Source organism: Bordetella genomosp. 6, assembly GCF_002119705.1.
GTDB classification, from domain to species: Bacteria; Pseudomonadota; Gammaproteobacteria; order Burkholderiales; family Burkholderiaceae_B; genus Bordetella; species Bordetella bronchiseptica_F.
In genome coordinates, this window is record NZ_CP021107.1 from 3585175 (window position 1) to 3605961 (window position 20787).

The following is a 20787-nucleotide window of genomic DNA, read 5'->3' on the forward strand; positions in this document are numbered from 1 at the left end:
CCGCGGCGGCGACGAACACGACCGGAGCGGATCCCGGTCAGTGCTGGCCGGCCGCGCGGGCGGCGGCCGCCTGCTCTTGCGTAACCTGGCCGGCCTGGTTGCCCCAACCCGAACGCACGAAGCTGGCCAGCGCCGCCACTTCCTCGTCGCTCAGGCGGTCGGCATAGCCTTGCATCGCCAGCCTCATGGGACGCCGGTCTGTCGATGGCACGGCGGTGCCATTCAGTATGATCGACAGCAGCGGGCTGGCATCCTTGCCCAGCACCACCGCGCTGCCCTGCAGCTGCGGGAAAATCTCGGCCGCGCCCTTTCCCGTGACGAAATGGCATCCGGCGCAGTTGTCCAGGTACAGGCGCGCGCCCAGGGGCATGTCGGGCGAAGCGGCGCTCAGCAGCCTGGCGGTCGCCTGCCCCGCTTGGTCGGCCTGGAGCGCCGGCATGGCGCGGGGGCCGGGCTTGGCGACCTGCGCGGGGACGTCCTGCACCGGCTTGCCATCCATGCCTTTCAGGAAAGCGGCCATGGCGTTCAGGTCGTCGTCGCTCAGGTACTGCAAGGAGTGCTCGATGGCCAGCGCCATTTCCCCGCTGGCGGTCGCGTACGTGTTGCGTCCCGTGGCGAGGTAGTCGGCAAGCTGGGCGGTGGACCACGCGGCGATCGCCGAGTCGGCGCCGCGCAGCGCGGGCGCCGTCCAGCCATCCAGCACGCCGCCGCTCAGGAACGCCGCGTCGCTTGCGACGGTGCCGTCCTGCGCCATGTAGGCAGTACGCGGACTGTGGCAGGCGGCGCAATGGCCGGGGCCTTCCACCAGGTATTGGCCGCGGGTCCGCAGCTTGTCGTCGCTGGCGGGCTTGAACGCGGGCTCGCCCTTCAGGGCCAGCCAGTTCCACGCGCGCAGGCCAAAACGCAGGTTGAACGGGAAACTGAGCTGCGTAACCTGGACTTCGTTCCTGACCGGCGGCACCTCCTTCATGAGGTAGTCATACAAAGCGCGAATGTCGCTCTCGCTCATGAAACGGTAGTTTTCGTAGGGCATCGCCGGGTACAGGTGGCCCTCCTTGACGCCGATGCCGTCGACCAGGGCGGCGCGGAACTGGTCCAAGGTCCAATTGCCGATGCCGGTGTCCTCGTCGGGGGTGATGTTGGACGACCAGATCGTGCCCATCGGGGTGGCGATGCCGCGACCGCCGGCCAGGGGCGAACCGCCGCTGGCGGTATGACAGGCCATGCAGTCGCCGGCGCGCATGACGTACTTGCCCCGGCCCGGCTCCGCTTTCCAGTCAGCCGCCAGCGCTTCATTGGGCGGCGTCAGCCTGACGGGCACATAGATCAGGGCAAGCGTCGCCACCACGGCCAGTAACACCAGGGCGCCCAGGACGGCAAGGGCCTTTTTCATGGCGTGCTCCTCAAACCAGGGGGCGCGGGTCGCGCAGGTATTGCGTGCGGATCGCGTGGATCGTCCAGTAGGCCAGGCCGCCCACCATTCCAGTGGGGTTGTACTGGGTGTTCTGCACGAAATTGCCCGCCCCCATGACGAATACGTTGTGCCTGTCCCAGGCCTGGCAGTAGCGGTTCACCACGCCCTCGCGCGGGTCCCTGGACATGATGTGGCCGCCGGTATTGTGGGTGGTCTGGTAAGGCCTGACGTCGTACCTGGCCCCCGGGCCCTTGAAACCCAGCTGCATCAGATCGGGCTTCATGGCCTTGCCCACCTCCCCCGCCTTGAGCTTCATGTACTGGTTCATCTTCAGGTCGTTGTCCTGCCAGTCGAACGTCATGCGCATCAAGGGGCGGCCATGCGGATCCTTGTAGGTGGGGTCCAGGTCCAGGTGATTGACCCGGTATGCCATGTGCGAGCCGTGCGTGCCGATGGCCATGGAACGGCCATACCACTGGCCGATGGCCTTCTTCCAGCTCGCGCCCCAGACCGGGGTATCTGCCGGCAGGATCATGGAACGGATCGGCTGGCCGTTGAACGTGCCGGAACGCCAGTAAGCGCCGCCGATGAAGCCCAGCGCGCCGAAGTCGTTCTGGTTGACGCTGAAGTCATCGATGCAGAAACCGTTGGACCCGTGTCCGATGAACGGGTTGAAGTTGGCGTCCTTGAAGAACATGGTGACGCCGCCGTTCATCTGGTAGGCGTAGTTCTTGCCCGTCACGCCGGTGTTGGTGGCCGGGTCATAGGGTTCGCCTATGCCCGACAGCAACAGCAAGTGGACATTGTTCAGCTGGTAGGCGGCCAGAATGACCAGGTCCGCGGGCTGGAATACCTCTTCCTGCGTGGCGCCGTCGAAATAGGTCACGCCCGTGGCGGTCTTGCCATCGGCCGAGCTTTCGATCCGCAGCACCTCCGCGTGCGTGCGATAGCTGAAGTTGGGCTTGCGCTTGAGCGCGTCGAGGATGGCCGTCTGCGGCGATGACTTGGAATATTGATAACAGCCATAGCGCTCGCAGAAACCGCAGAAATTACAGGGCGCCATCTGCATGCCATAAGGATTCACATAGGCCGTGGATGCGACGCCCGCCGGCGCGGGGAAGGGATGGTAGCCCATGGCCTGGGCGGCATCGCGGAACTTGGTGGCGTCGTAGGTGGGCGGCATCGGGGGCATGGGATACTCGCTCGAGCGCCAGCCCTCGAACGGATTGCCCCCCGGCTGGATCTTGCCCTTGAGATTGCCGGCCTTGCCTGAAATGCCCGCGACCTCGTCGAACCTCGTGAAAAACGGCTCGAGCTCGTCGTAGGTGACGGGATAGTCCATGAGGTTCATCCCTTCGGGAATGATGGACTCGCCCCACCTCTCCTTCACATAGCTGCGCAGCTGGATCTCCTGCGGCTGGGGTCGCCACAGCAGGCCGTTCCAGTGCGTGCCTGCCCCGCCTACCCCATTGGCGGGCAGGAACGACCCCATGGAGCGGTACGGCAGCGCCGTTTCACCGTCGTTGCGCCGGACCGTCACCGTCTGCTGGCTGGGATGCTGCATGTTCACCAGCCGCACGCCGTAGGTCAGCTCATCGATCTGATTGGGATACTTGAATTCCGGCACGGTGTTCTGATCGCGGCCGCGCTCCAAGGCCACGATCTCCAGGCCCTCGGCCGCCAGCTCGATGCCCGCTATCGCGCCCGTCCAGCCCAGGCCCACGATGACCACGTCCTTCTTTTTCTCGGTACGTGCCATGGTTCATGCCCTTTCGCCTTTGATGGACACCGGCCCCAACGGGTACTTCACGTTGTGCTGGTCCACCCATTCCGCATAGCTGGCGCGCGCGCCCGGAAAGCCGATATAGACCCAAGATTGCATCCCGAAATTGCCGCCATGCATCGGGTCGGCGAAGTAGCCTTCCTTGGTGTTGGCCAGCAAGGTCGTAAAGAAAATGCTGATGTCGGGCGCCATCCCGGCCTGTCCCTTTTGCAAGGCCGTCAAGGTCTCGTCCTGCTGTTCGGGGGCCAGATCCTTGAAATCCTTGCTCCACCTCGATTGGCACCAGGCGTTGACCGCGGGAATCGCCTTGCGGTAGAGCTGCGCCGGATTCAGGGGCGTCTGCCAGCCCCGATCGGGCGTGGCCGTGGGATCGTGCGGCCCCTGCATGTACCAATTGGTGGCGTTTCCGTAATCGCCCTTCAGCTGGCGATCCAGGAAGATCGGCACATGGGCCTCCAGCGCGCCCGGACCCTCGCCTTCCGATGGAATCAGGCGCGCGGTGGCCGCCAGCACGAACGCCCATTCTTCGGACGTGAAGTATTCGGGCTTGTAATCTGCCAGCTGGACCGGCGGCGCCTTGGCGTGTGCATGGAAGGTGAGCGCGATGCCGGTGAGCGCGGCGCCGGCTCCGGACGCGAGCAGAAAATCTCTGCGGCTTGAATGAGGCGAGTCAGACATCTTGCGGCTCCTGTCTGGCGACATGGGATATCGATCCCGCGTGCGGACCGATAGCGTGCCTGCTTTTTCAGTATACGGATGTGCTTTCGGAACTCAACCAAATTGCCCGGGGAAACGCTGCTTCTACGCAACAATGGGCTAGGTGCAGGATATAGGAATACACGCCGGGCGACCTGACAAGGCGCTGAAGCCCTGCCTGCCCGGCACGCAGCAAGCAATGGTGTACAAGGTCGGGCAAGCGTGGATAACCAAGCATTGTCCATGCTTGCGTGTTGTGTAGATTTACACAAATGAACAGCGCAGACCTGATCGGGCAACTGAAGGTCGACGGCTCGTATCGCGTGCATACCGTGGGTTCACATCACCAGTTCAAGCACCCGACCAAGCCCGGCAAACTTGGTGGGGACGATGCCAGTTGTAGTGGAGTAGCCAGGATTTCGTGGCATCGGCTCGGTGTTGGGAGTTCTGGTAGGTTTGGTCGTAGGCCCACTCACGCACGGCCGACTGGATGAAGCGTTTTGCCTTACCATTAGCTCCAGCGCTACCTCGACGTGACGCGAGCGGACTTGCTCTTTGCGCGCCGGCTCCTCCTCGTCGAAGGAGCGACCGAGCGCTTTCTGGTCGACGCCATGGCAGCCAAGTTGAGCATCAAGCTGCGTGAGCACTCATGATGAATTGGATCTACACCTGGTACTCCCCGCATGGTCGTCTGACGGCAAGTGAAATTGCGGATCACATGGCCGAATATGCGCTGAACGTCGTTCATGCGGCACCAGTGCAAACCAACAGCCTGGAGCGGCCCCGCACGAACCGGAACGTTTAATCGACCTTCAGCCCCGCCGCCTTGACGGCCAAGCCGTACCTGGCGATCTCGCCTTCCATGAAGGCCTGCGAATCCGCCAGCGACGCACCCACGGGCACCACGCCCATCGAAGTTAGCTGCCGCACCACTTCGGGGTCTTTCATGACCTGGCCCACCACGGCGTTGATTCTCTCCACGACGTCCTTCGGAGTACCCGTCCGCACGACGACGGCTAGCCAGGAACTGCCTGAAAAGTCCTTCATCCCCAGCTCGGCGAACGTCGGCACGTTGGGAAGGTCGGGATGGCGCTTGGCGCTTGTGACGGCCAGGGCCCTGATGGATCCCGATGCGATGTGCTGTTTCGCGGTCAGCATATCGACGAACATGCAGCTCACCGTGCCAGCCAATGCATCATTGAAAGCCGCCGCGCTGCCCTTGTAGGGCACGTGCTGCAATTTGACGCCGGCTTCGGCATTGAACATCTCCAGCGACAGGTGGTTCGACTGGCCGTTGCCTGCCGATCCGCAGTTCAGCGCGCCGGGCTGTTTCTTGGCAAGGGCGATGAACTCCGCGAGCGATTTGGCCGGCACCGAGGGATGCACCACCAGCACATTGGTCAGGTCGACCACATGCGACACGTCGATGAAGTCCCGCTTGGTATCGAACGGCAGGCGGGAATAAAGCGAGGGGTTGATCGCGTGGCTGGAAGCCACCAGGCCAACGGTATAGCCGTCGGGTGCCGCACGAACCAGCGCCGCGTCCCCCAGCGAGCCGCCTGCGCCCGGCGTGTACTGGACGACAATCGGTTGCCCCATCGTCGCCATCCCGCGCGAGACGAACCGGCCGATCGAATCCAGAATGCCCCCGGCCACGGAAGGAATAATCAAGGTGATGGGGCGGCTCGGATAGTCCGCGGCTCGCGCGGTCAATGGGGCCGTGCCCAGAACCGCCGCCAACGCCAGCGCGGCGGACGCGCGCAAATGTCTCCAGTGCTTTTTCATTATTGTCCTTCGATCGTTGGTTTGACTACGAAACCGGCCACCTCGACGTAGCGGGTGGCCAGTACAGGTTTGCATCCACCTCAGAAAACCACGGCCAGCAATCTACGCGAATTCGGTCCGGATCGATGCCGAATGCTCTCCTATGCCCGGCACCGGCCCGAACGGCCGCTCGACGCCCGCGAACCTGGCCGGCGCGGCAACCAGGTTGATCTCCCCCTTTTCCGTCTGGACCGGCGCCCGCCGCAGGTGCGGGTGGGTGGACAGGCCATCAACGCCGTTGATGTTGGCGTATGCCACTTTGGCGCGGACCATGCGCTCGCGCAGGGTATTGCCGTCGAGCTTTGCCAACTCGCGTGAAATTTCGGCGTTCAGTTCGGCCCGATGCCGCACCCGCGACAGATTGGTCTTGTAGTCGTCGCGCTCGGCCAACCCGGCATGGCAAAGCACCTCCCGCGCGAACCGCAGCCATTCCCCATCGTTCTGTATACCGACCAGGATGCCCTGCCCGTCGCCCGTGGCGAACTCGCCATACGGGGCGATGGTGGGATGGCTGAGACCGACTCGCGGCCATACCCTGTCCGCATAGTCGTAGTGCAGCAGCGGCACCGTCATCCAGTCGCACATGGCATCGAAGAGCGACACGTGGATGGCGCTTCCTTCACCGCTGCGCTCCCGATGCAGCAGCGCTTCCAGGATCGCCGCGTGGGCATACATGCCGGTTCCTATGTCGCACGCCGAAACCCCTATCCGCCCGGGCGCGTCCGGCGTCCCCGTGACCGAGGCCAGCCCGGATTCCGCCTGCACCAGTAGGTCGTAGGCGCGCATGTCGCGGTAGGGGCCGTCCTCGCCGTAGCCGGAAATATCGCAGGTGATGAGGCGGGGATGCGCCTGGCGCATGGCCTCCCACCCGAAGCCGGAGCGTTTCGCGGCGCCAGGCCCCAGGTTCTGGATCAGCACATCTGCCTTTGCTATCAAACGCTGCAGGAGCGCGGCGTCCGCCTCTTTGCTGAAGTCGAGGACGATGGATTCCTTGCCACGGTTGAGCCAGACGAAATAAGTGCTTTCGCCACGTACCGCATCGTCATAGCCGCGGGCAAAATCGCCCTGCGCTTTCTCGATCTTGATGACTCTCGCGCCGGCATCCGCAAGGCGGCACGAAGCATAGGGTGCGGCGGCCGCCTGCTCCACCGCCACCACAAGCAGGCCTTTCAAGGGTTGGTGGCCAGCTTCCCGCCTCTCGTTGAATGCTTCGGTCTTCATGCGCCATTCCCTCCAGGCGGCAATGCGCCCCCGGCCGCGCCAAAATCGCCGTGCCGCCCCTCACCCCGCACGAACCTCGCGGCGCCGGCCTGGCTTTCCTCCTGGAAGGCCGCCTGTCCGAACCGAACCTCCCGCCGGATCGCCTCGTCCTCGGGCATGCCCCACTGCCCCAGCATCGACTCGCGATCGGAACGCAGGCAAACCTGGGGGAAGGCAGCGATCTCGGCCGCCAGTGCCTGCGCCATGCTCACGGTCTGCCCCTTGGGCGCCAGGCGGTTGGCCAGCCCTATCTCCATGGCCTCGCGCGCCTCTACCGGCCGCCCCGTGAGAAACATGTCCAGGGCCGCCGACTCGCCAATCAGCCGGGGCAGCCGCACGCTGGCCCCGTTGGTCATGGGAGCGCCGAAGCGCCGGCAGAACACGCCGAACACGGCGCTGTCGTCGATCACGCGCAGATCGCACCACACCGCCAACGCCAGGCCCGCCGCCACGGCGTGGCCATGCACCGCGGCGATGACCGGCTTGCTCGGGCGCCGTTGCAGCGGCCCCTTGTCGCCGGCCCATGCATAACCGATGCCCTTGCCGACGGACAGCTCCTTCAGGTCGCCGCCCGCGCAGAACATGCCATCGGCGCCCGTCAACACGGCGACATGCTGGCCGGGATCGCGCTCGAACTCGGCAAAGGCATCCACCAGGAGATGCAAGGTTTCGAGATCGCACGCATTGCGCGCTGCAGGACGATTGATCGTGATCGTGGTGATCGCGCCTGTCCGTTCAATAATGATTTTTGAGCTCATGGAAAAGTCCCAACGAGGATATGCGATGCCACCGACGAAAGATCCGAAAGGGCGCCCACAGGGTTGAATTCAGGTCAGGCGCCCACCTTCCGCCTTTCCGCAACCTCTTTCTTGATGGCGCGAGCCAGGACCACCCGCTGTATCTCGGACGTACCTTCGTAGATCTCCACGATGCGCTGGTCGCGGTAGCAGCGCTCGACCGCGCTCGGCTTCACGTAGCCGCGGCCGCCCAGAATCTGCAGGGCATCGTCCACCACATCATGAGACACCTCGCTCGCAAAGAGCTTGGCCATGATGCCGAGCACGCCCATGTCTCCATTGCGGTCGTATGCCCGGGCGGCCTCGTACGTCATCAGCCGCGCCGCGGAAAGCCGGGTCGCGGCATTCGCCAACATAAAGCCTACGCCCTGGTGATCGATGATCGACTGGCCAAAGGTCTGGCGTTCCACCGCGAATTCGCTCGCCTCCCTGAAGCTGCACAGCGCGATGCCATTGGCCTGCGCAGCGACGACCACTCGGCCGATGCTCAGCGTCTTCAGCGCCAGCTTCAGGCCGTCGCCCTCGCGGCCCATCACGCTTTCATCGGGAACCCAGACATCGAGCTTCAGATTGGTGGTCGTCGTCCCGCGGATTCCCATCTTGTCTTCGTAGAAATCGACCACGGCGCCGGGCGTGGAACGCGGGACCAGGAAAGCGGAGATATTGTTCCTGGCGCCTTTCTCGCCCGTGCGCGCAAAGACAATGAAGGTTTCCGAGTGGCCGCCGTTACCCAGCCAGCACTTTTCGCCCTTGATGCGCCACCCGTCTTTCTCGCGGACGCCCACGGTTTCGATCGCCCCCGCGTCCGATCCCGCATTGCGTTCGCTCAGCGCGAAATTGACGGCCTTGCCTTCGCGTGCCAGGCCGCCGAGCAGTTGGCTCTTCTGCGCGTCGGAGGCGCCGAGCAGCAGCGGAAACGCGCCCAGCGACAAGGCGGCGACGATGGCGGAGGTCGAGGCGCAGCTTTCGGCAATGGCCTCGACCACCGCCACCATCGAGGTCAGCGACGCGCCAGCCCCGCCGTACTCCCTTGGCACGAGCATGCCGCAGATGCCGCTTTCCAGGAGATGCGGCAAATGCTCCACGGGATAGCGCTGTTCGCGGTCTATCGCGTCCGCGGCGGGTGCGAAGTACTTGCGGGAAAGCTCAACGGCCTTCTCGCGCCACTCGCGGGCTTCCTCATCCAGGCAATCTTCCCAAACCACTGCCATTTCTCGGCTCCTGAGTTAAGAACGTCTTGATCACGCGATTTCAAACAGTCCGGCTGCCCCTTGGCCGCCTCCGATGCACATGGTCACGACCACATACTTCACGCCCCGGCGCTTGCCTTCGATCAGCGCGTGACCGGTCATCCTGGATCCGCTCACCCCGTAGGGATGGCCGACCGCGATGGCGCCGCCGTTGACGTTGAGCAGCTCGTCTGGAATTCCCAATTTGTCGCGGCAGAAGAGCACCTGGCAGGCGAACGCCTCGTTCAATTCCCAGAGCCCGATGTCCTTGATGCCCAGGCCTGCCCGCTGCAGCAAGCGCGGCACCGCGTACACCGGCCCGACGCCCATTTCGTCCGGTTCACAGCCCGACACGGCAAAGCCGCGGAAAATGCCCAGCGGCTGCAGGCCCCGGCGCTCGGCAAGCTGGGCATCCATGAGCACGCAGGCGGAAGAACCATCGCTGAACTGGCTCGCATTGCCCGCGGTCACGACGCCGCCGGGCAAGGCCGGGCGGATGCGGCGCACGGCCTCCAAGGTGGTATCCGGCCGGATGCCCTCGTCCGCATCGATGGTCACGGACTTGCGCGTGATCTGCCCCGTCGCCCGGTCGACCACGCCCATGGTCGTGGACATGGGCACGATCTCGGCCGCGAAGCGTCCTGCCGCCTGGGCCGCCGCCGCGCGCTGCTGGCTGCGGGCGCCATACTCGTCCTGGGTCTCTTTGGCGATGCCATACCGCTTGCTTACCTGTTCGGCGGTCTGCAACATGCTCCAATAGATTTCCGGCTTGCGTTCCCGCATCGCGGGGTCGATACGCATATACCTGTTGGTCTCGTTCTGGACGCAGGAGATGCTTTCCACGCCGCCCGCCACCATGACCGGGACGCGATCGACGATGATCCGCTGGGCGGCCATGGCGATCGCCTGCAACCCTGATCCGCAGAAGCGGTTGACCGTCACGCCGCCGACGCTCACCGGCAGGCCGGCCCGCAGCGCGGCCACGCGGGCGACATTGCCGCCCGTCGTGCCTTCCGAGATGCTGCCCCCGAGCACGACGTCCTCGACCTCGGCGGGATCGAGTCCTGCGCGGCGCACCGCGTGCTCGATCGAATGGGCGGCGAGGGTGGCGCCATAGGTCATGTTGAAAGCGCCCTTCCAGCTCTTGGCGAGGCCGGTGCGTGCGGTCGCGACGATGACAGCTTCGGTCATGGGATTCGATCCTGGAATACGGGTTGGAGGCTCAGGTAAAACTCTTGCCCTGGTCCGCCAGGCGAGACAGCAGGGCTGCGGGCTGCCAACAGGGGTCGGCGCCGGGCTCAGCCGCGAATCGGCGCAGGCTGCGCACAATCAGCGGCAGTCCCGTCACATCGGCGTAGTGCATGGGGCCGCCCCGCCGCGCGGAGAATCCGTAGCCGTTCAGGTACACGGTATCGATGTCCGAGGCGCGCGCCGCGATGCCCTCCTCCAGGATCCGCGCCCCCTCGTTGACCAGCGCGTAGACACACCGCTCCACCACTTCGCGGTTGCTGATCTCCCGGGGCACGGCCTGTTTTTCGGCCCGATGCTGCCGGACGATCTCCTCTACTGCGGGATCGCGCAGCGGCTCGCGCTTGCCCGGTTCATAGCGGTACCAGCCCGCGCCCGCTTTCTGCCCGTAGCGGCCGGCCTCGCAAAGCTTGTCTGCCACCGTTCTCTGCATCTCGACGCCGGCCTCCGCGGCCCTGCGCTTGCGGGTCGCCCAGCCGATGTCCAGGCCGGCCAGGTCGCTCATCCGGAACGGCCCCATCGAGAACCCGAAGTCCTGCAAGGCGGCATCGATCTGCTGCGGCATTGCCCCCGCAATCACGAGTTCATCCGCTGCGGCGCGGTAGCGGGCCAGCATGCGGTTGCCGATGAATCCGTCGCACACACCGGAAACAACGGCGACCTTGCCCAGCGCCCTGGCCAGTGCCATGCACGTAGCCAGCACATCTATAGCGGTGTGTTTGCCCCGTACCACTTCGACCAGCCGCATGACGTTGGCAGGGCTGAAGAAATGCAGGCCGATCACGTCCTGTACCCGCGCCGTGTTGGTCGCGATACGGTCGATGTCCATATAGGACGTGTTGGACGCCAGGATCGCCCCGGGTTTGCACACCTCGTCCAGCGCGCGGAACACCTGCGCCTTCACGTCCATGTTCTCGTAGACAGCCTCGACCACCAGGTCGGCGTCGGCCAGGGCGCCGTAATGCAGGCCGGGCACGAGCCTCGCCATACGCTCCGCGGCCTGCACGGCCGTGATCTTGCCCTTCTTGTCCGCCTGTTCGTAGATGGCGCGGATGGCCTTCAAGCCGTTGTCCAGCGCCTGTTCGTCGGTTTCCACGATCGCGACGCGGAATCCGGCATTCAGGAAGCTGATGGCGATACCTCGGCCCATGGTGCCGGCGCCGACCACCCCGACCTGTTGTATGCCGCGCGTGGCGGTGCCCGGCGGAACATCGTCGATTTTCGCAGCCTGGTGTTCCGCCGCGCGGACATGGCGCAGCGCACGCGATTCGGGCGAGGCCATGAGCGCGAGGAACGCGGCGCGCTCCAATTGCAGCGCTTCGTCGAAAGGTTTGCTGAACGACCAGCCCACGGCCTCTACGCATTTGAGCGGGGCGGGATAGCCTTTGCTGGAAGCCGCGACCGAGTTGCGCGCAAACTGCAGATAGGGTTCGCCGTAAGGATCATCGACTTTCAGATCCCGCACCCGCCGCAACGGCAGGCGTTCGCTCACCACCCGGCCGGCAAAGGCCACGGCAGCGGCGATCACGTCGTCATCGGTCAGTTCGTCGAAAAGCCGGGTATCGGCGAACTCACCGGCAGGAGCCGTGGCGCCGCCGACGATGAAGTTGACGGCCGCCTCCAGGCCAACCAGCCGCGGCAGGCGCTGCGTACCGCCGGCGCCCGGCAGCAATCCGAGCTTGACCTCAGGCATGGCCAGCCGCGCGCCCCGGCGCGCCACGCGGAAATGGGCAGCGAGCGCCAACTCCAGGCCGCCCCCCATGCAAATGCCCGCGACCGCCGCGACTACCGGCTTGGGCGCATCCTCGATGGCCTCGATCAGGGTCGCCAGACGCGGCTCCGTGGTCGACCTGGCAGTGCCGAACTCGTTGACGTCTGCGCCGGCGGAGAAGGCGCGCCCACTTCCGGCAATCACGACGGCCGTCACGGCCGGGTCGCGCATCGCACGGTCGAACGCATCCAGGATGCCGGTCCGCAAAGCCAGGCCCAGGGCATTCACCGGCGGGGAGTCAAGGACGACGACTGCGATGGAATCCTGCAGTTCGTATCGGGTCGGGCATGTGCTCATTGGTGGGCTCAAAGGGAAGAGACGTACCTACGATTCGCGGCCTTGGAGCCCAGAGCGGCGTTCCAAGTGACGCCCATTATCAAATTCGGGTAGTCATACATCCAATACATAATTAAGATGAAAGTCATATCTAGTCGTTATGGGTTGCAGCCACCTCACCAGCAGACCAATCGCCATCGCTATGACCATCGATTTCCGTAGCTTGAAATACTTCAACGCCATCGCCACCATCGGCTCCATCACCAAGGCCGCGGACGAACTGCACGTCGCCCAGCCTGCGCTCAGCCTGCATATCAAGAGGATGGAAGACGAGCTCGGCGTGCTACTGCTGGAGCGAACCGCAAAAGGCGTATCGCCGACCGCTGCCGGGTTGCGGCTTCTGGCGCATGGGCGGGACATCCTGGCCCGCATGAAGGCCGCCTGCGAGGACGTGCGAGAAACGGGTGCGGAGCCGACGGGCACGCTTGCGCTGGGCATGCCGCAATCCGCAGGCATCGCGCTGACGGTAAGGCTGGTGCAGGAGTCCCTGAACAAATGGCCCAAGCTCCGGCTCCAGATCGTCGAAAGCGCAACCGGGCACACGCCTGCCCTGCTCGCGAACAGGACGCTGGACCTGGGGTTCACGTTTCTCGAAGACAAGAACAGCGGCCTGCGCTACCGCTCGCTGATCGAAGAAGAACTTGTCCTTCTGGGGCCGGTTGACGTCTTCGGCCCTGGCCACGACCTGAACCGGATGCCCTCCATCAAGTTCCAGGACCTTGCCGGCCTGAAGTTCTGCCTGCCCTCTCCCCGGCAAGGCCAGCGGCAACTGATCGAGCGCTATTTGAAACAGGCGAAGATCACCCTGGAAGTCCTGGCCGAGCTCGACGGAATTGCGCAATTGGTTGCACTGGTCGGCAAGGGGCTGGGGTATACCATCCTGACTTATTCGGCGGTGCGCGACGATCTGCGCAAAGGCGTGATTTCAGCAGCGCGCATCGTGAATCCGCAGATACTCCGACAGGTCTATCTCTGCCGCCTGCAGGACGTCCCCGCCTCCGGCGCGATGCTGGCGGTAGAGGCTCTCATCGTCGAGATCGTCAAAGAGCAGGTGCGCGACGGCACCTGGACCGGCCAGATCCCCGGCTGAACGAACACCTAAGCATCAACTTAAACGAATTATTCGTCATCTATTTCAACTTAGATGGTCCCATCACACGGGTTTTCATTTTTAGCGATTTCCCAAACCCTCGGTAAAGGTCCCCCCTGTCAACTTGAATTTCTTTGTTTGCAAACGCCGTTTCGCATCGACCTGCCTCAAATCCGCCCCAGGCAAGCCTATACACACTTGTTACGTTTCAAGTTCGTCGCGCAAACTTGTAATGACCCAGCAGAACCTGCTCAGGTTAAGCAGCTAAAGCAAATGCCTGATTATGACGTGAGCAGGTTTTTACTGGGTCAGTACACAGACCCTCATCAACAAGAAGCAAGACGAAACGCTCCCCGTCGACAGATTGCCGAATGTTGAACATTCCGAGAGAGCCGTGCTCTGGATGATCGACGAAATTAGAAAGCGCTCGCCGGCACCCGTCGCACGCCAACTCCCAAGGCAGTTATCTCCGTGGCAGACTTTAGTTCTACTAATAGACATCACGGGCAGTGGGCTGGACTCCAAGCAATATGAGATCGCCAAGCTAGAGAGGACATGTGCTCGACACTTCCAAGATGACCAACATTTTTGCTGGCTAAGGAATACCAACGAGAAAGCACGGTGCGTAGCCGCTTGGACTTGGTACCGCGATTACCGCGAACAGCAACCGACCCTACGGCCCTTCCAAACCTACGCGGAAGTGGCCTCGTTTCGGGACGCTAAAAATTGGAGCTTGGACGAAAGGCGATACCATCTTGAGCGAATACAGAAGTACTGGAAGATCCAACTCACAAAGAAAAATCAAGTTGGAAAGAAGCAGACCAACCTTTTGCTGTCGGAAGAAGCAAAGGCAGCGCTTGACCAACTTGCAGCAGATCGCCGCATGACAAGGAAAGAGGTCGTGGAGTACCTATTGCTTGAAAAGATGAAGCGCCGCAACGGCGTAGCGATGCCCACCAGCAAACCGGTGGGGTAAAAGGTGGGGTAAAAACCCACAAAAGACAAAGGCCTTACAGAGCAATCTCTGTAAGGCCTTGATTTTATTGGTCGGGGCGGCGGGATTCGAACTCGCGACCCTCTGCTCCCAAAGCAGATGCGCTACCAGGCTGCGCTACGCCCCGAAGGATCGCAACTATACCAGAATCGGCCCGCCGGCCGGCCTCAGCCGAAGCGGCCGGTGATGTAGTCTTCCGTCTCTTTGCGCGCCGGCTTGACGAAGATCTGGTCGGTGGCGCCGTACTCCATCAGCTCGCCCAGGTACATGTAGGCGGTGTAGTCGGAGCAGCGCGCCGCCTGCTGCATGTTGTGCGTGACGATCACCACCGTGTACTCGTGCTTGAGTTCGGCGATCAGTTCCTCGATCTTGGCGGTGGAGATCGGGTCCAGCGCCGAGCAGGGTTCGTCGAGCAGCAGCACTTCGGGCTTGATGGCCACGCCGCGCGCGATGCACAGGCGCTGCTGCTGGCCGCCCGACAGGCTGTTGCCGCTCTGATGCAGCTTGTCCTTCACTTCGTTCCACAGCGCCGCCTTGCTCAGCGCCCACTCGACGCGCTCGTCCATCTCGCCCTTGCTGAGCCGCTCGAACAGGCGCACGCCGAAGGCGATGTTGTCGTAGATGCTCATGGGAAACGGCGTGGGCTTCTGGAACACCATGCCGACCTTGGCGCGGATCAGCGAAATATCGGTCTTGGACGTCAACAGGTTTTCGCCGTCGAGCAGGATCTCGCCCTCGGCGCGCTGGCCGGGGTACAGCTCGAACATGCGGTTGAAGGTGCGCAGCAGCGTCGACTTGCCGCAGCCCGACGGACCGATGAAGGCGGTGACCTTGTTCTCGCGGATCGACATGTTCACATTGCGGATCGCATGGAACTTGCCGTAGTAGAAATTCAGGTTCTTGACTTCCAGCTTGGCTTTGGGAGCGGTGTTTTCCATTTTGCTTCCTATGGCCGGCGCCCCGCGGGCGCCGGCGGCGGCGATCACGATTTGCGGAACAGGTTGCGGGCCAGGATGTTGATGCCCAGCACCAGCAGCGTGATGAGCGTGGCGCCGGCCCAGGCCAGGTTGTTCCAGTCTTTGAACGGGCTGGCGGCGTACTGGTAGATGACGACCGGCAGGTTGGCCATGGGCGCGTTCATGTTCAGCGACATGAACTGGTTGGACAGCGCCGTAAACAGCAGCGGCGCGGTCTCGCCCGAGATGCGGGCGATCGCCAGCAGCACGCCGGTGATGATGCCGGTCTTGGCGGCGCGATAGCACACCAGGGTGATCATGCGCCACTTGGGGCAACCCAGCGCGGCGGTGGCCTCGCGCAGGCTGTTGGGCACCAGCAGCAGCATGTTGTCGGTGGTGCGCACCACCACCGGGATCACCAGGATGGACAGCGCCAGCGCGCCGGCCCAGCCCGAGTAGTGGCCGACCTGGGCCACGTACACGGCATAGATGAACAGGCCGATGATGATGGACGGCGCCGACAGCAGCACGTCGTTGAGAAAGCGCGTGGCCGGCGCCAGCCAGCCGCGCTGGCCGTACTCGGCCAGGTAGGTGCCGGCCAGGATGCCGACCGGCGTGCCGATCAGGGTGCCCACGCCGGCCATCAGCACGCTGCCCACCACGGCGTTGAGCAGGCCGCCGGCCTGCCCGGGCGGGGGCGTGATTTCCGTGAACAGGGTGAACGACAGCGCGGGCGCGCCCTTGACCAGCAGGGTCGCGATGATCCAGAACAGCCAGAACAGGCCGAACAGCAGCGCGCCCAGCGAGATGGTCAACATGATCTTGTTGACCAGGTGGCGGCGCCGGTAGACGCCGTTGTTCATGGAGATAGCCGATTGAGCCATGTAGTTATCCTTGCTCGTGCATCAGGCCTGGCGGCCTTCGGCCCTGGACAGGCGCACCAGCAGCATTTTCGAGAAAGCCAGCACGATGGTGGTGATCAGGAACAGGATCAGGCCCAGTTCGAGCAGCGCCGATTTCTGGATGCCGCCTGCTTCGTTGAATTCGTTGGCCAGCGCCGAGGCGATCGAGTTGCCCGGCGAGAACAGCGAGCCCGACCAGCGGAAGGCGTTGCCGATCACGAAGGTCACCGCCATGGTCTCGCCCAGGGCGCGGCCCAGGCCCAGCATGATGCCGCCGATGACGCCCGACTTGGTGAAGGGCAGCACGACGCGCCACATGACTTCCCAGGTGGTGCTGCCCAGGCCGTACGCGGACTCCTTGAGCATGGGGGGCACCAGTTCGAACACGTCGCGCATGACGGCGGCGATGAACGGGATGATCATGATCGACAGGATCAGGCCGGCGGTGAAGATGCCGATGCCGAACGGCGGGCCGGCGAACAGGCCGCCGATGATGGGCACGCTGCCCAGCGTGGCGATCAGCGCGGGCTGCACGTATTGCTGGAATACCGGCACGAAGACGAACAGGCCCCACATGCCGTAGATGATGGACGGGATGGCCGCCAGCATCTCGACGGCGGTGCCCAGCGGGCGGCGCAGCCAGGTGGGCGCCAGTTCGGTCAGGAAGATGGCGATGCCGAACGACACCGGCACGGCGATCAGCAAGGCGATGAACGAGGTCAGCAGCGTGCCGATGATGGGCACGACCGCGCCGTAGTTCTGCTGGACCGGGTCCCAGTCGTTCAGCCACAGGAACGACAGGCCATACTTGGCCAGCGATTCGCGGCTGCCATAGATCAGCGAGATCATGATGGCGGCCAGCAGGATGAACACCAGGAAGGCGAAGATCCGGGTGAGGTTCTTGAACAGCGCATCCATCAGCGCGTTATTGTTTTGCTTCATAGGCGAAGGCGTGCCGGTAGTGGTCGAATCGGCCGTGGAGGACGGCAGCGGCACACTATTATCCATTACCGCGCTCATGGACAGGCTTTCCTTGAGATAGGGCCAGGGGTCGGCGCAATGGCGGGGCGCCCGGCGCCCCGCGAAGACAGGACGGCGATCGCTCGCCGTTCACTGGTCCGGCCAGGGCGCGCAGCGCCCTGGCCGATACGGGCTTACTGCCACACGGCCTTGCCGTCGGCGCCCTTGACTTCACCCCAGGCGGCGCGGATTTCCTTGGTCACGGCCTCGGGCAACGGCACGTAGTCCAGCGCTTCGGCCGACTTGGCGCCGTTCTTGAATGCCCAGTCGAAGAATTCCAGCACCGCGCGGCCCTGGACCGGCTTGTCCTGGTTCTTGTGCACCAGGATGAAGGTGGCGGCGGTCACGGGCCAGGAATCGGCGCCCGGCTCGTTGGTCAGCACCACGCCCATGCCAGGCGCGCTCTTCCAGTCGGCGTTGGCGGCCGCGGCGGCAAACGCCTTCTGCTCGGGCTGGACGAACTTGCCGTCCTTGTTCTGCAGTTGCGTCCAGGCCAGCTTGTTCTGCTTGGCGTAGGCGTACTCGACGTAGCCGATCGAATTCTTCAGCTGGCCCACGTAGGCGGCCACGCCTTCGTTGCCCTTGCCGCCCTGGCCGGTGGGCCACTTGACGGCCTTGCCCTCGCCCACTTGCTCTTTCCAGGCGGGCGACACTTTCGACAGGTAGTTGGTCCAGCCGAAGGTCGTGCCCGAACCATCCGAGCGGTGCACCACCACGATATCGGCCGAGGGCAGCTTCAGATCGGGGTTGAGCGCCTTGATGGCGGCGTCGTCCCATTTCTTGACCTTGCCCAGGAAGATGTCGGCCAGCACGGCGCCCGACAGCTTCAGCTGGCCCGGCGCGATGCCGTCGACGTTGATCACCGGCACGGTGCCGCCGATCACGGCCGGGAACTGCAGCAGGCCGTTCTTCTCCAGGTCTTCGGCCTTGAGCGGGTCGTCCGAGGCGCCGAAATCGACCGTCTTGGCCTTGATCTGCTGCTGGCCGCCGCCCGAACCGATGGACTGGTAATTGACGGCGTTGTTGGTGGCGGCCTTGTAGTCGGAGGCCCACTTGGCGTAGATGGGGTACGGGAACGACGCGCCCGCGCCGGTCACATCGGCGGCCTGGGCGGCGAAGACGGCTGCGCTCAGCGCGGCGCCGATCGAAATCTGTTTGAAGACACGTTTGAACATCAGGGTTCCTTCTGTGCTCGTTGAGGAATTCCGGCAGGCTTTCAAGGCGCCTGTCTCGGCCAACGATTGCATCTTAGAAGCCCAAAATGACAGGATAGTGACAGTCACATACTCAGCTTGAATTTATCCATAGGAAACTAAATATTTCAAAATAAAATGGCCGCCCGAAGGCGGCCAGGCAGCGGCGGACCGGCTCAGCCGCCCTGCCCCAGGCGCTGGATCAGCGCTTCCTGCACGTCGTAGGCCTCGCGCCGGTTGCGCACCCGCGCATAGGTACCGTCGGCCTGCTGCTGCCAGGCCAGCTGGTTGTCGCGCAGCGCGTAGGTGAAGGCCTCGTCGATGACGCGCTTCTTGAGCGCCTTGTCGTAGACGGGAAAGGCGATCTCCACGCGCCGGAAGAAATTGCGGTCCATCCAGTCGGCCGAGGAGAGGTACACGGTTTCGGCGCCATCGGCATAGAAATAGAACACGCGCGAGTGTTCCAGAAAGCGCCCCACGATGGAACGCACCCGGATATTCTCCGACAGTCCGGGCACGCCGGCGCGCAGCGCGCACACGCCGCGCACGATCAGGTCGACCTTGACCCCGGCCTGGCTGGCCTTGTAGAGCTCTTCGATGACCTGCACTTCCAGCAGCGAGTTCATCTTCGCCATGATGCGCGCCCGCTTGCCGGCGCGCGCGGCGCGCGTTTCGGCCCGGATCAGGCTGACCATGCCGTCGTGCAGCGAGAACGGCGACTGCAGCAGCGCCTTGAGCGAGCGCCGCGCCCCCAGGCCGGTCAGCTGGGTGAAGACCTTGTCCATGTCCTCGCACAGGCGCGGATCGGCGGTCAGCAGGCCGAAATCGGTGTACAGGCGGGCCGTGCGCGGATGGTAGTTGCCGGTGCCCAGGTGCGCGTAGCGGCGCAGCCGTCCTTTCTCGCGGCGCAGCACCAGCGCCATCTTGGCGTGCGTCTTGTGCGCGACCACGCCGTAGACCACGTGCGCGCCCACTTCCTCCAGGCGTGCGGCCCAATTGATGTTGGTCTGCTCGTCAAAGCGCGCCATCAGCTCCACCACCACGGTGACTTCCTTGCCGGCGCGCGCCGCCGCCAGCAGGATCTGCATCAGTTCGGAATCCTCGCCGGTGCGGTAGATGGTCTGCTTGATCGCCATCACGTCCGGGTCCAGCGCCGCGGCGGTCAGGAAGTCGATGACCGGCTGGAACGACTGGTAGGGATGATGCAGCAGGCGATCCTGCTCGGCCACGGCGGCGAACAGTTCCGCCGGCTTCTCGCCCACGCGGTCGAACGGCGCCGGCACCGGCGCCAGGTAGGCGGGAAACAGCAGGTCCGGCCGGGTGTTGGAATTGCACAGCTGCATCAGGCGCGACAGGTTCACCGGGCCGCTGACCCGGTAGGTGTCCTCGGGCGCCAGCGAGAATTCGCGCTGCAGGTAGGCTTCCAGGTCGGGCGGGGTCAGCTTGTCGATCTCCAGCCGCACGGCCGCGCCGAAATTGCGCTGCGACAGCTCGCCCTGCAGGGCGTGGCGCAGGTTGGTGACTTCCTCTTCGTCGACGAACAGGTCGCTGTTGCGCGTCACGCGCCATTGGTAACAGCCCAGCATCTCCAGGCCGGGGAACAGTTCGCCCACGAAGGCCCGCAACAGCGAGGTCAGCAGGATATAGCCGTCGGGATGGCCGGAGATCTCGGGCGGCATCCTGATCAGGCGCGGCAGCGCGCGCGGCGCCTGCACCACGGCGATGGACGCCTGGCGGCCAAAGGCGTCGGCGCCCGACAGCGCCACGATGAAATTCAGGCTCTTGTTGTAGACGCGCGGAAATGGATGCGCCGGATCCAGCCCGATCGGGGTCAGCAGCGGCATGACGTCGCGGTTGAAGACCTCGCGCGCCCACTCCTGCTGCTGCGCGTTCCATTCGGAGGCGTGGTGCAGCACGATGCCCTCGGCCTGCAGCCGCGGCAGGATATCGTCGTTGAGCAGCGCGTACTGGCTCGCAACCAGCGCATGCACCTTGACCTGGACCCGCTCGAAGGCTTCGTCGGCCGTCATGCCGTCGGGCCCGACCAGCGTCGGGGTCTGGCGCTGCTGCTCCTTCAGCGTCGAGATGCGGATCTCGAAGAACTCGTCCAGGTTCGAGCTGACGATGCATACGTAGCGCAGCCGTTCAAGCAGGGGAACGCGCGGGTTCTCGGCCATCGCCAGCACGCGTTCATTGAATTTCAGCAGCGACAGTTCACGATTCAGGAGCAGCGGCTCGGACGGCGGTCGAGAGGTCATACAGGGCCCAGGCAAA

At 64.1% G+C, this 20787-nt stretch carries 18 protein-coding genes, 1 tRNA gene and 1 pseudogene; 4 read left to right on the top strand and 16 right to left on the bottom strand.

Features of this window, described 5'->3' with window-relative positions; genetic code table 11:
- Positions 1-37 precede the first annotated feature (37 nt).
- From CAL11_RS16830 to CAL11_RS16850, 4 genes and pseudogenes are all read right to left on the bottom strand, one after another.
- Positions 38-1393 carry a cytochrome c gene (locus tag CAL11_RS16830; protein WP_086093587.1) on the bottom strand — a complete coding sequence of 452 codons (1356 nt, stop codon included), beginning with the start codon at positions 1391-1393 and terminating at the stop codon, positions 38-40.
- 10 nt (positions 1394-1403) lie between these two features.
- Complete coding sequence (locus CAL11_RS16835; RefSeq protein WP_086093588.1) at positions 1404-3173, bottom strand: GMC family oxidoreductase; 1770 nt, start codon at positions 3171-3173, stop codon at positions 1404-1406.
- A 3-nt stretch (positions 3174-3176) separates the two neighbouring features.
- Positions 3177-3875, bottom strand: a complete 699-nt coding sequence (locus tag CAL11_RS16840) for a gluconate 2-dehydrogenase subunit 3 family protein (protein WP_086093589.1) — start codon at positions 3873-3875, stop codon at positions 3177-3179.
- A 369-nt stretch (positions 3876-4244) separates the two neighbouring features.
- Positions 4245-4406 (bottom strand): annotated as a pseudogene (locus CAL11_RS16850) (integrase core domain-containing protein); the annotation flags it as partial.
- Between the two features lie 20 nt (positions 4407-4426).
- Between CAL11_RS16850 and CAL11_RS24650 the strand changes: the two are divergent.
- Entirely contained in the window at positions 4427-4546 is a 120-nt protein-coding gene (locus CAL11_RS24650; protein ID WP_347876358.1) for a TOPRIM nucleotidyl transferase/hydrolase domain-containing protein, read from the top strand.
- On the top strand, positions 4546-4698 hold the full coding sequence (locus CAL11_RS24665) for a hypothetical protein (RefSeq protein ID WP_432206087.1): 153 nt from the start codon (positions 4546-4548) through the stop codon (positions 4696-4698). The genes CAL11_RS24650 and CAL11_RS24665 overlap by 1 nt, the downstream gene beginning before the upstream one ends.
- Here CAL11_RS24665 and CAL11_RS16855 read toward each other — a convergent pair.
- From CAL11_RS16855 to CAL11_RS16880, 6 genes are all read right to left on the bottom strand, one after another.
- Positions 4695-5678 (bottom strand): tripartite tricarboxylate transporter substrate binding protein, encoded by a 984-nt coding sequence (locus tag CAL11_RS16855; RefSeq protein ID WP_157668857.1) that lies wholly within the window; start codon positions 5676-5678, stop codon positions 4695-4697. The genes CAL11_RS24665 and CAL11_RS16855 overlap by 4 nt on opposite strands.
- Positions 5679-5780: 102 nt before the next feature.
- Positions 5781-6938, bottom strand: a complete 1158-nt coding sequence (locus tag CAL11_RS16860) for a CaiB/BaiF CoA transferase family protein (protein WP_086093591.1) — start codon at positions 6936-6938, stop codon at positions 5781-5783.
- Complete coding sequence (locus tag CAL11_RS16865) at positions 6935-7735, bottom strand: crotonase/enoyl-CoA hydratase family protein (protein WP_086093592.1); 801 nt, start codon at positions 7733-7735, stop codon at positions 6935-6937. Before CAL11_RS16865 ends, CAL11_RS16860 begins: the two co-directional genes overlap by 4 nt.
- 74 nt (positions 7736-7809) lie before the next feature.
- Positions 7810-8985: an acyl-CoA dehydrogenase family protein gene (locus CAL11_RS16870; RefSeq protein ID WP_086093593.1), complete on the bottom strand. Its 1176-nt coding sequence runs from the start codon at positions 8983-8985 to the stop codon at positions 7810-7812.
- Between the two features lie 30 nt (positions 8986-9015).
- Positions 9016-10194 (bottom strand): acetyl-CoA C-acyltransferase, encoded by a 1179-nt coding sequence (locus CAL11_RS16875; RefSeq protein ID WP_086093594.1) that lies wholly within the window; start codon positions 10192-10194, stop codon positions 9016-9018.
- Positions 10195-10225: 31 nt separating this feature from the next.
- Entirely contained in the window at positions 10226-12319 is a 2094-nt protein-coding gene (locus CAL11_RS16880) for a 3-hydroxyacyl-CoA dehydrogenase NAD-binding domain-containing protein (protein WP_086093595.1), read from the bottom strand.
- A 181-nt stretch (positions 12320-12500) separates the two neighbouring features.
- On the opposite strand from CAL11_RS16880, the gene CAL11_RS16885 reads away from it, so the two are divergent.
- Both CAL11_RS16885 and CAL11_RS24395 read left to right on the top strand, forming a co-directional pair.
- Positions 12501-13448, top strand: coding sequence for a LysR family transcriptional regulator (locus tag CAL11_RS16885; protein WP_086094609.1), 948 nt, complete (start codon positions 12501-12503; stop codon positions 13446-13448).
- A 403-nt stretch (positions 13449-13851) separates the two neighbouring features.
- Complete coding sequence (locus CAL11_RS24395; RefSeq protein ID WP_157668858.1) at positions 13852-14424, top strand: hypothetical protein; 573 nt, start codon at positions 13852-13854, stop codon at positions 14422-14424.
- A 68-nt stretch (positions 14425-14492) separates the two neighbouring features.
- Here the strand turns inward: CAL11_RS24395 and CAL11_RS16890 are convergent.
- The 6 genes from CAL11_RS16890 to ppk1 all read right to left on the bottom strand — a co-directional run bounded on the left by CAL11_RS16890 (position 14493) and on the right by ppk1 (position 20771).
- Positions 14493-14569, bottom strand: a tRNA-Pro gene (locus CAL11_RS16890).
- Between the two features lie 40 nt (positions 14570-14609).
- Positions 14610-15380: a phosphate ABC transporter ATP-binding protein PstB gene (gene pstB, locus CAL11_RS16895; protein ID WP_033460026.1), complete on the bottom strand. Its 771-nt coding sequence runs from the start codon at positions 15378-15380 to the stop codon at positions 14610-14612.
- A 44-nt stretch (positions 15381-15424) separates the two neighbouring features.
- Positions 15425-16282: a phosphate ABC transporter permease PstA gene (pstA, locus tag CAL11_RS16900; protein ID WP_080699618.1), complete on the bottom strand. Its 858-nt coding sequence runs from the start codon at positions 16280-16282 to the stop codon at positions 15425-15427.
- A 21-nt stretch (positions 16283-16303) separates the two neighbouring features.
- Positions 16304-17320 (bottom strand): phosphate ABC transporter permease subunit PstC, encoded by a 1017-nt coding sequence (pstC, locus tag CAL11_RS16905; RefSeq protein WP_033460031.1) that lies wholly within the window; start codon positions 17318-17320, stop codon positions 16304-16306.
- Between the two features lie 134 nt (positions 17321-17454).
- Positions 17455-18495 carry a phosphate ABC transporter substrate-binding protein PstS gene (pstS, locus tag CAL11_RS16910; RefSeq protein WP_033460033.1) on the bottom strand — a complete coding sequence of 347 codons (1041 nt, stop codon included), beginning with the start codon at positions 18493-18495 and terminating at the stop codon, positions 17455-17457.
- Positions 18496-18689: 194 nt separating this feature from the next.
- Complete coding sequence (gene ppk1 / locus CAL11_RS16915; RefSeq protein WP_033460035.1) at positions 18690-20771, bottom strand: polyphosphate kinase 1; 2082 nt, start codon at positions 20769-20771, stop codon at positions 18690-18692.
- Between the last annotated feature and the right edge of the window lie 16 nt (positions 20772-20787).

Excerpts from the sequence above, each read along its gene's own strand:
- CAL11_RS16830 (WP_086093587.1), bottom strand. The coding sequence starts at position 1,393 with ATGAAAAAGGCCCTTGCCGTCCTGGGCGCCCTGGTGTTACTGGCCGTG.
- CAL11_RS16835 (WP_086093588.1), bottom strand. The coding sequence starts at position 3,173 with ATGGCACGTACCGAGAAAAAGAAGGACGTGGTCATCGTGGGCCTGGGC.
- CAL11_RS16840 (WP_086093589.1), bottom strand. The coding sequence starts at position 3,875 with ATGTCTGACTCGCCTCATTCAAGCCGCAGAGATTTTCTGCTCGCGTCC.
- CAL11_RS24665 (WP_432206087.1), top strand. The coding sequence starts at position 4,546 with ATGAATTGGATCTACACCTGGTACTCCCCGCATGGTCGTCTGACGGCA.
- CAL11_RS16855 (WP_157668857.1), bottom strand. The coding sequence starts at position 5,678 with ATGAAAAAGCACTGGAGACATTTGCGCGCGTCCGCCGCGCTGGCGTTG.
- CAL11_RS16860 (WP_086093591.1), bottom strand. The coding sequence starts at position 6,938 with ATGAAGACCGAAGCATTCAACGAGAGGCGGGAAGCTGGCCACCAACCC.
- CAL11_RS16865 (WP_086093592.1), bottom strand. The coding sequence starts at position 7,735 with ATGAGCTCAAAAATCATTATTGAACGGACAGGCGCGATCACCACGATC.
- CAL11_RS16870 (WP_086093593.1), bottom strand. The coding sequence starts at position 8,985 with ATGGCAGTGGTTTGGGAAGATTGCCTGGATGAGGAAGCCCGCGAGTGG.
- CAL11_RS16875 (WP_086093594.1), bottom strand. The coding sequence starts at position 10,194 with ATGACCGAAGCTGTCATCGTCGCGACCGCACGCACCGGCCTCGCCAAG.
- CAL11_RS16880 (WP_086093595.1), bottom strand. The coding sequence starts at position 12,319 with ATGAGCACATGCCCGACCCGATACGAACTGCAGGATTCCATCGCAGTC.
- CAL11_RS16885 (WP_086094609.1), top strand. The coding sequence starts at position 12,501 with ATGACCATCGATTTCCGTAGCTTGAAATACTTCAACGCCATCGCCACC.
- CAL11_RS24395 (WP_157668858.1), top strand. The coding sequence starts at position 13,852 with ATGATCGACGAAATTAGAAAGCGCTCGCCGGCACCCGTCGCACGCCAA.
- pstB (WP_033460026.1), bottom strand. The coding sequence starts at position 15,380 with ATGGAAAACACCGCTCCCAAAGCCAAGCTGGAAGTCAAGAACCTGAAT.
- pstA (WP_080699618.1), bottom strand. The coding sequence starts at position 16,282 with ATGGCTCAATCGGCTATCTCCATGAACAACGGCGTCTACCGGCGCCGC.
- pstC (WP_033460031.1), bottom strand. The coding sequence starts at position 17,320 with ATGAGCGCGGTAATGGATAATAGTGTGCCGCTGCCGTCCTCCACGGCC.
- pstS (WP_033460033.1), bottom strand. The coding sequence starts at position 18,495 with ATGTTCAAACGTGTCTTCAAACAGATTTCGATCGGCGCCGCGCTGAGC.
- ppk1 (WP_033460035.1), bottom strand. The coding sequence starts at position 20,771 with ATGACCTCTCGACCGCCGTCCGAGCCGCTGCTCCTGAATCGTGAACTG.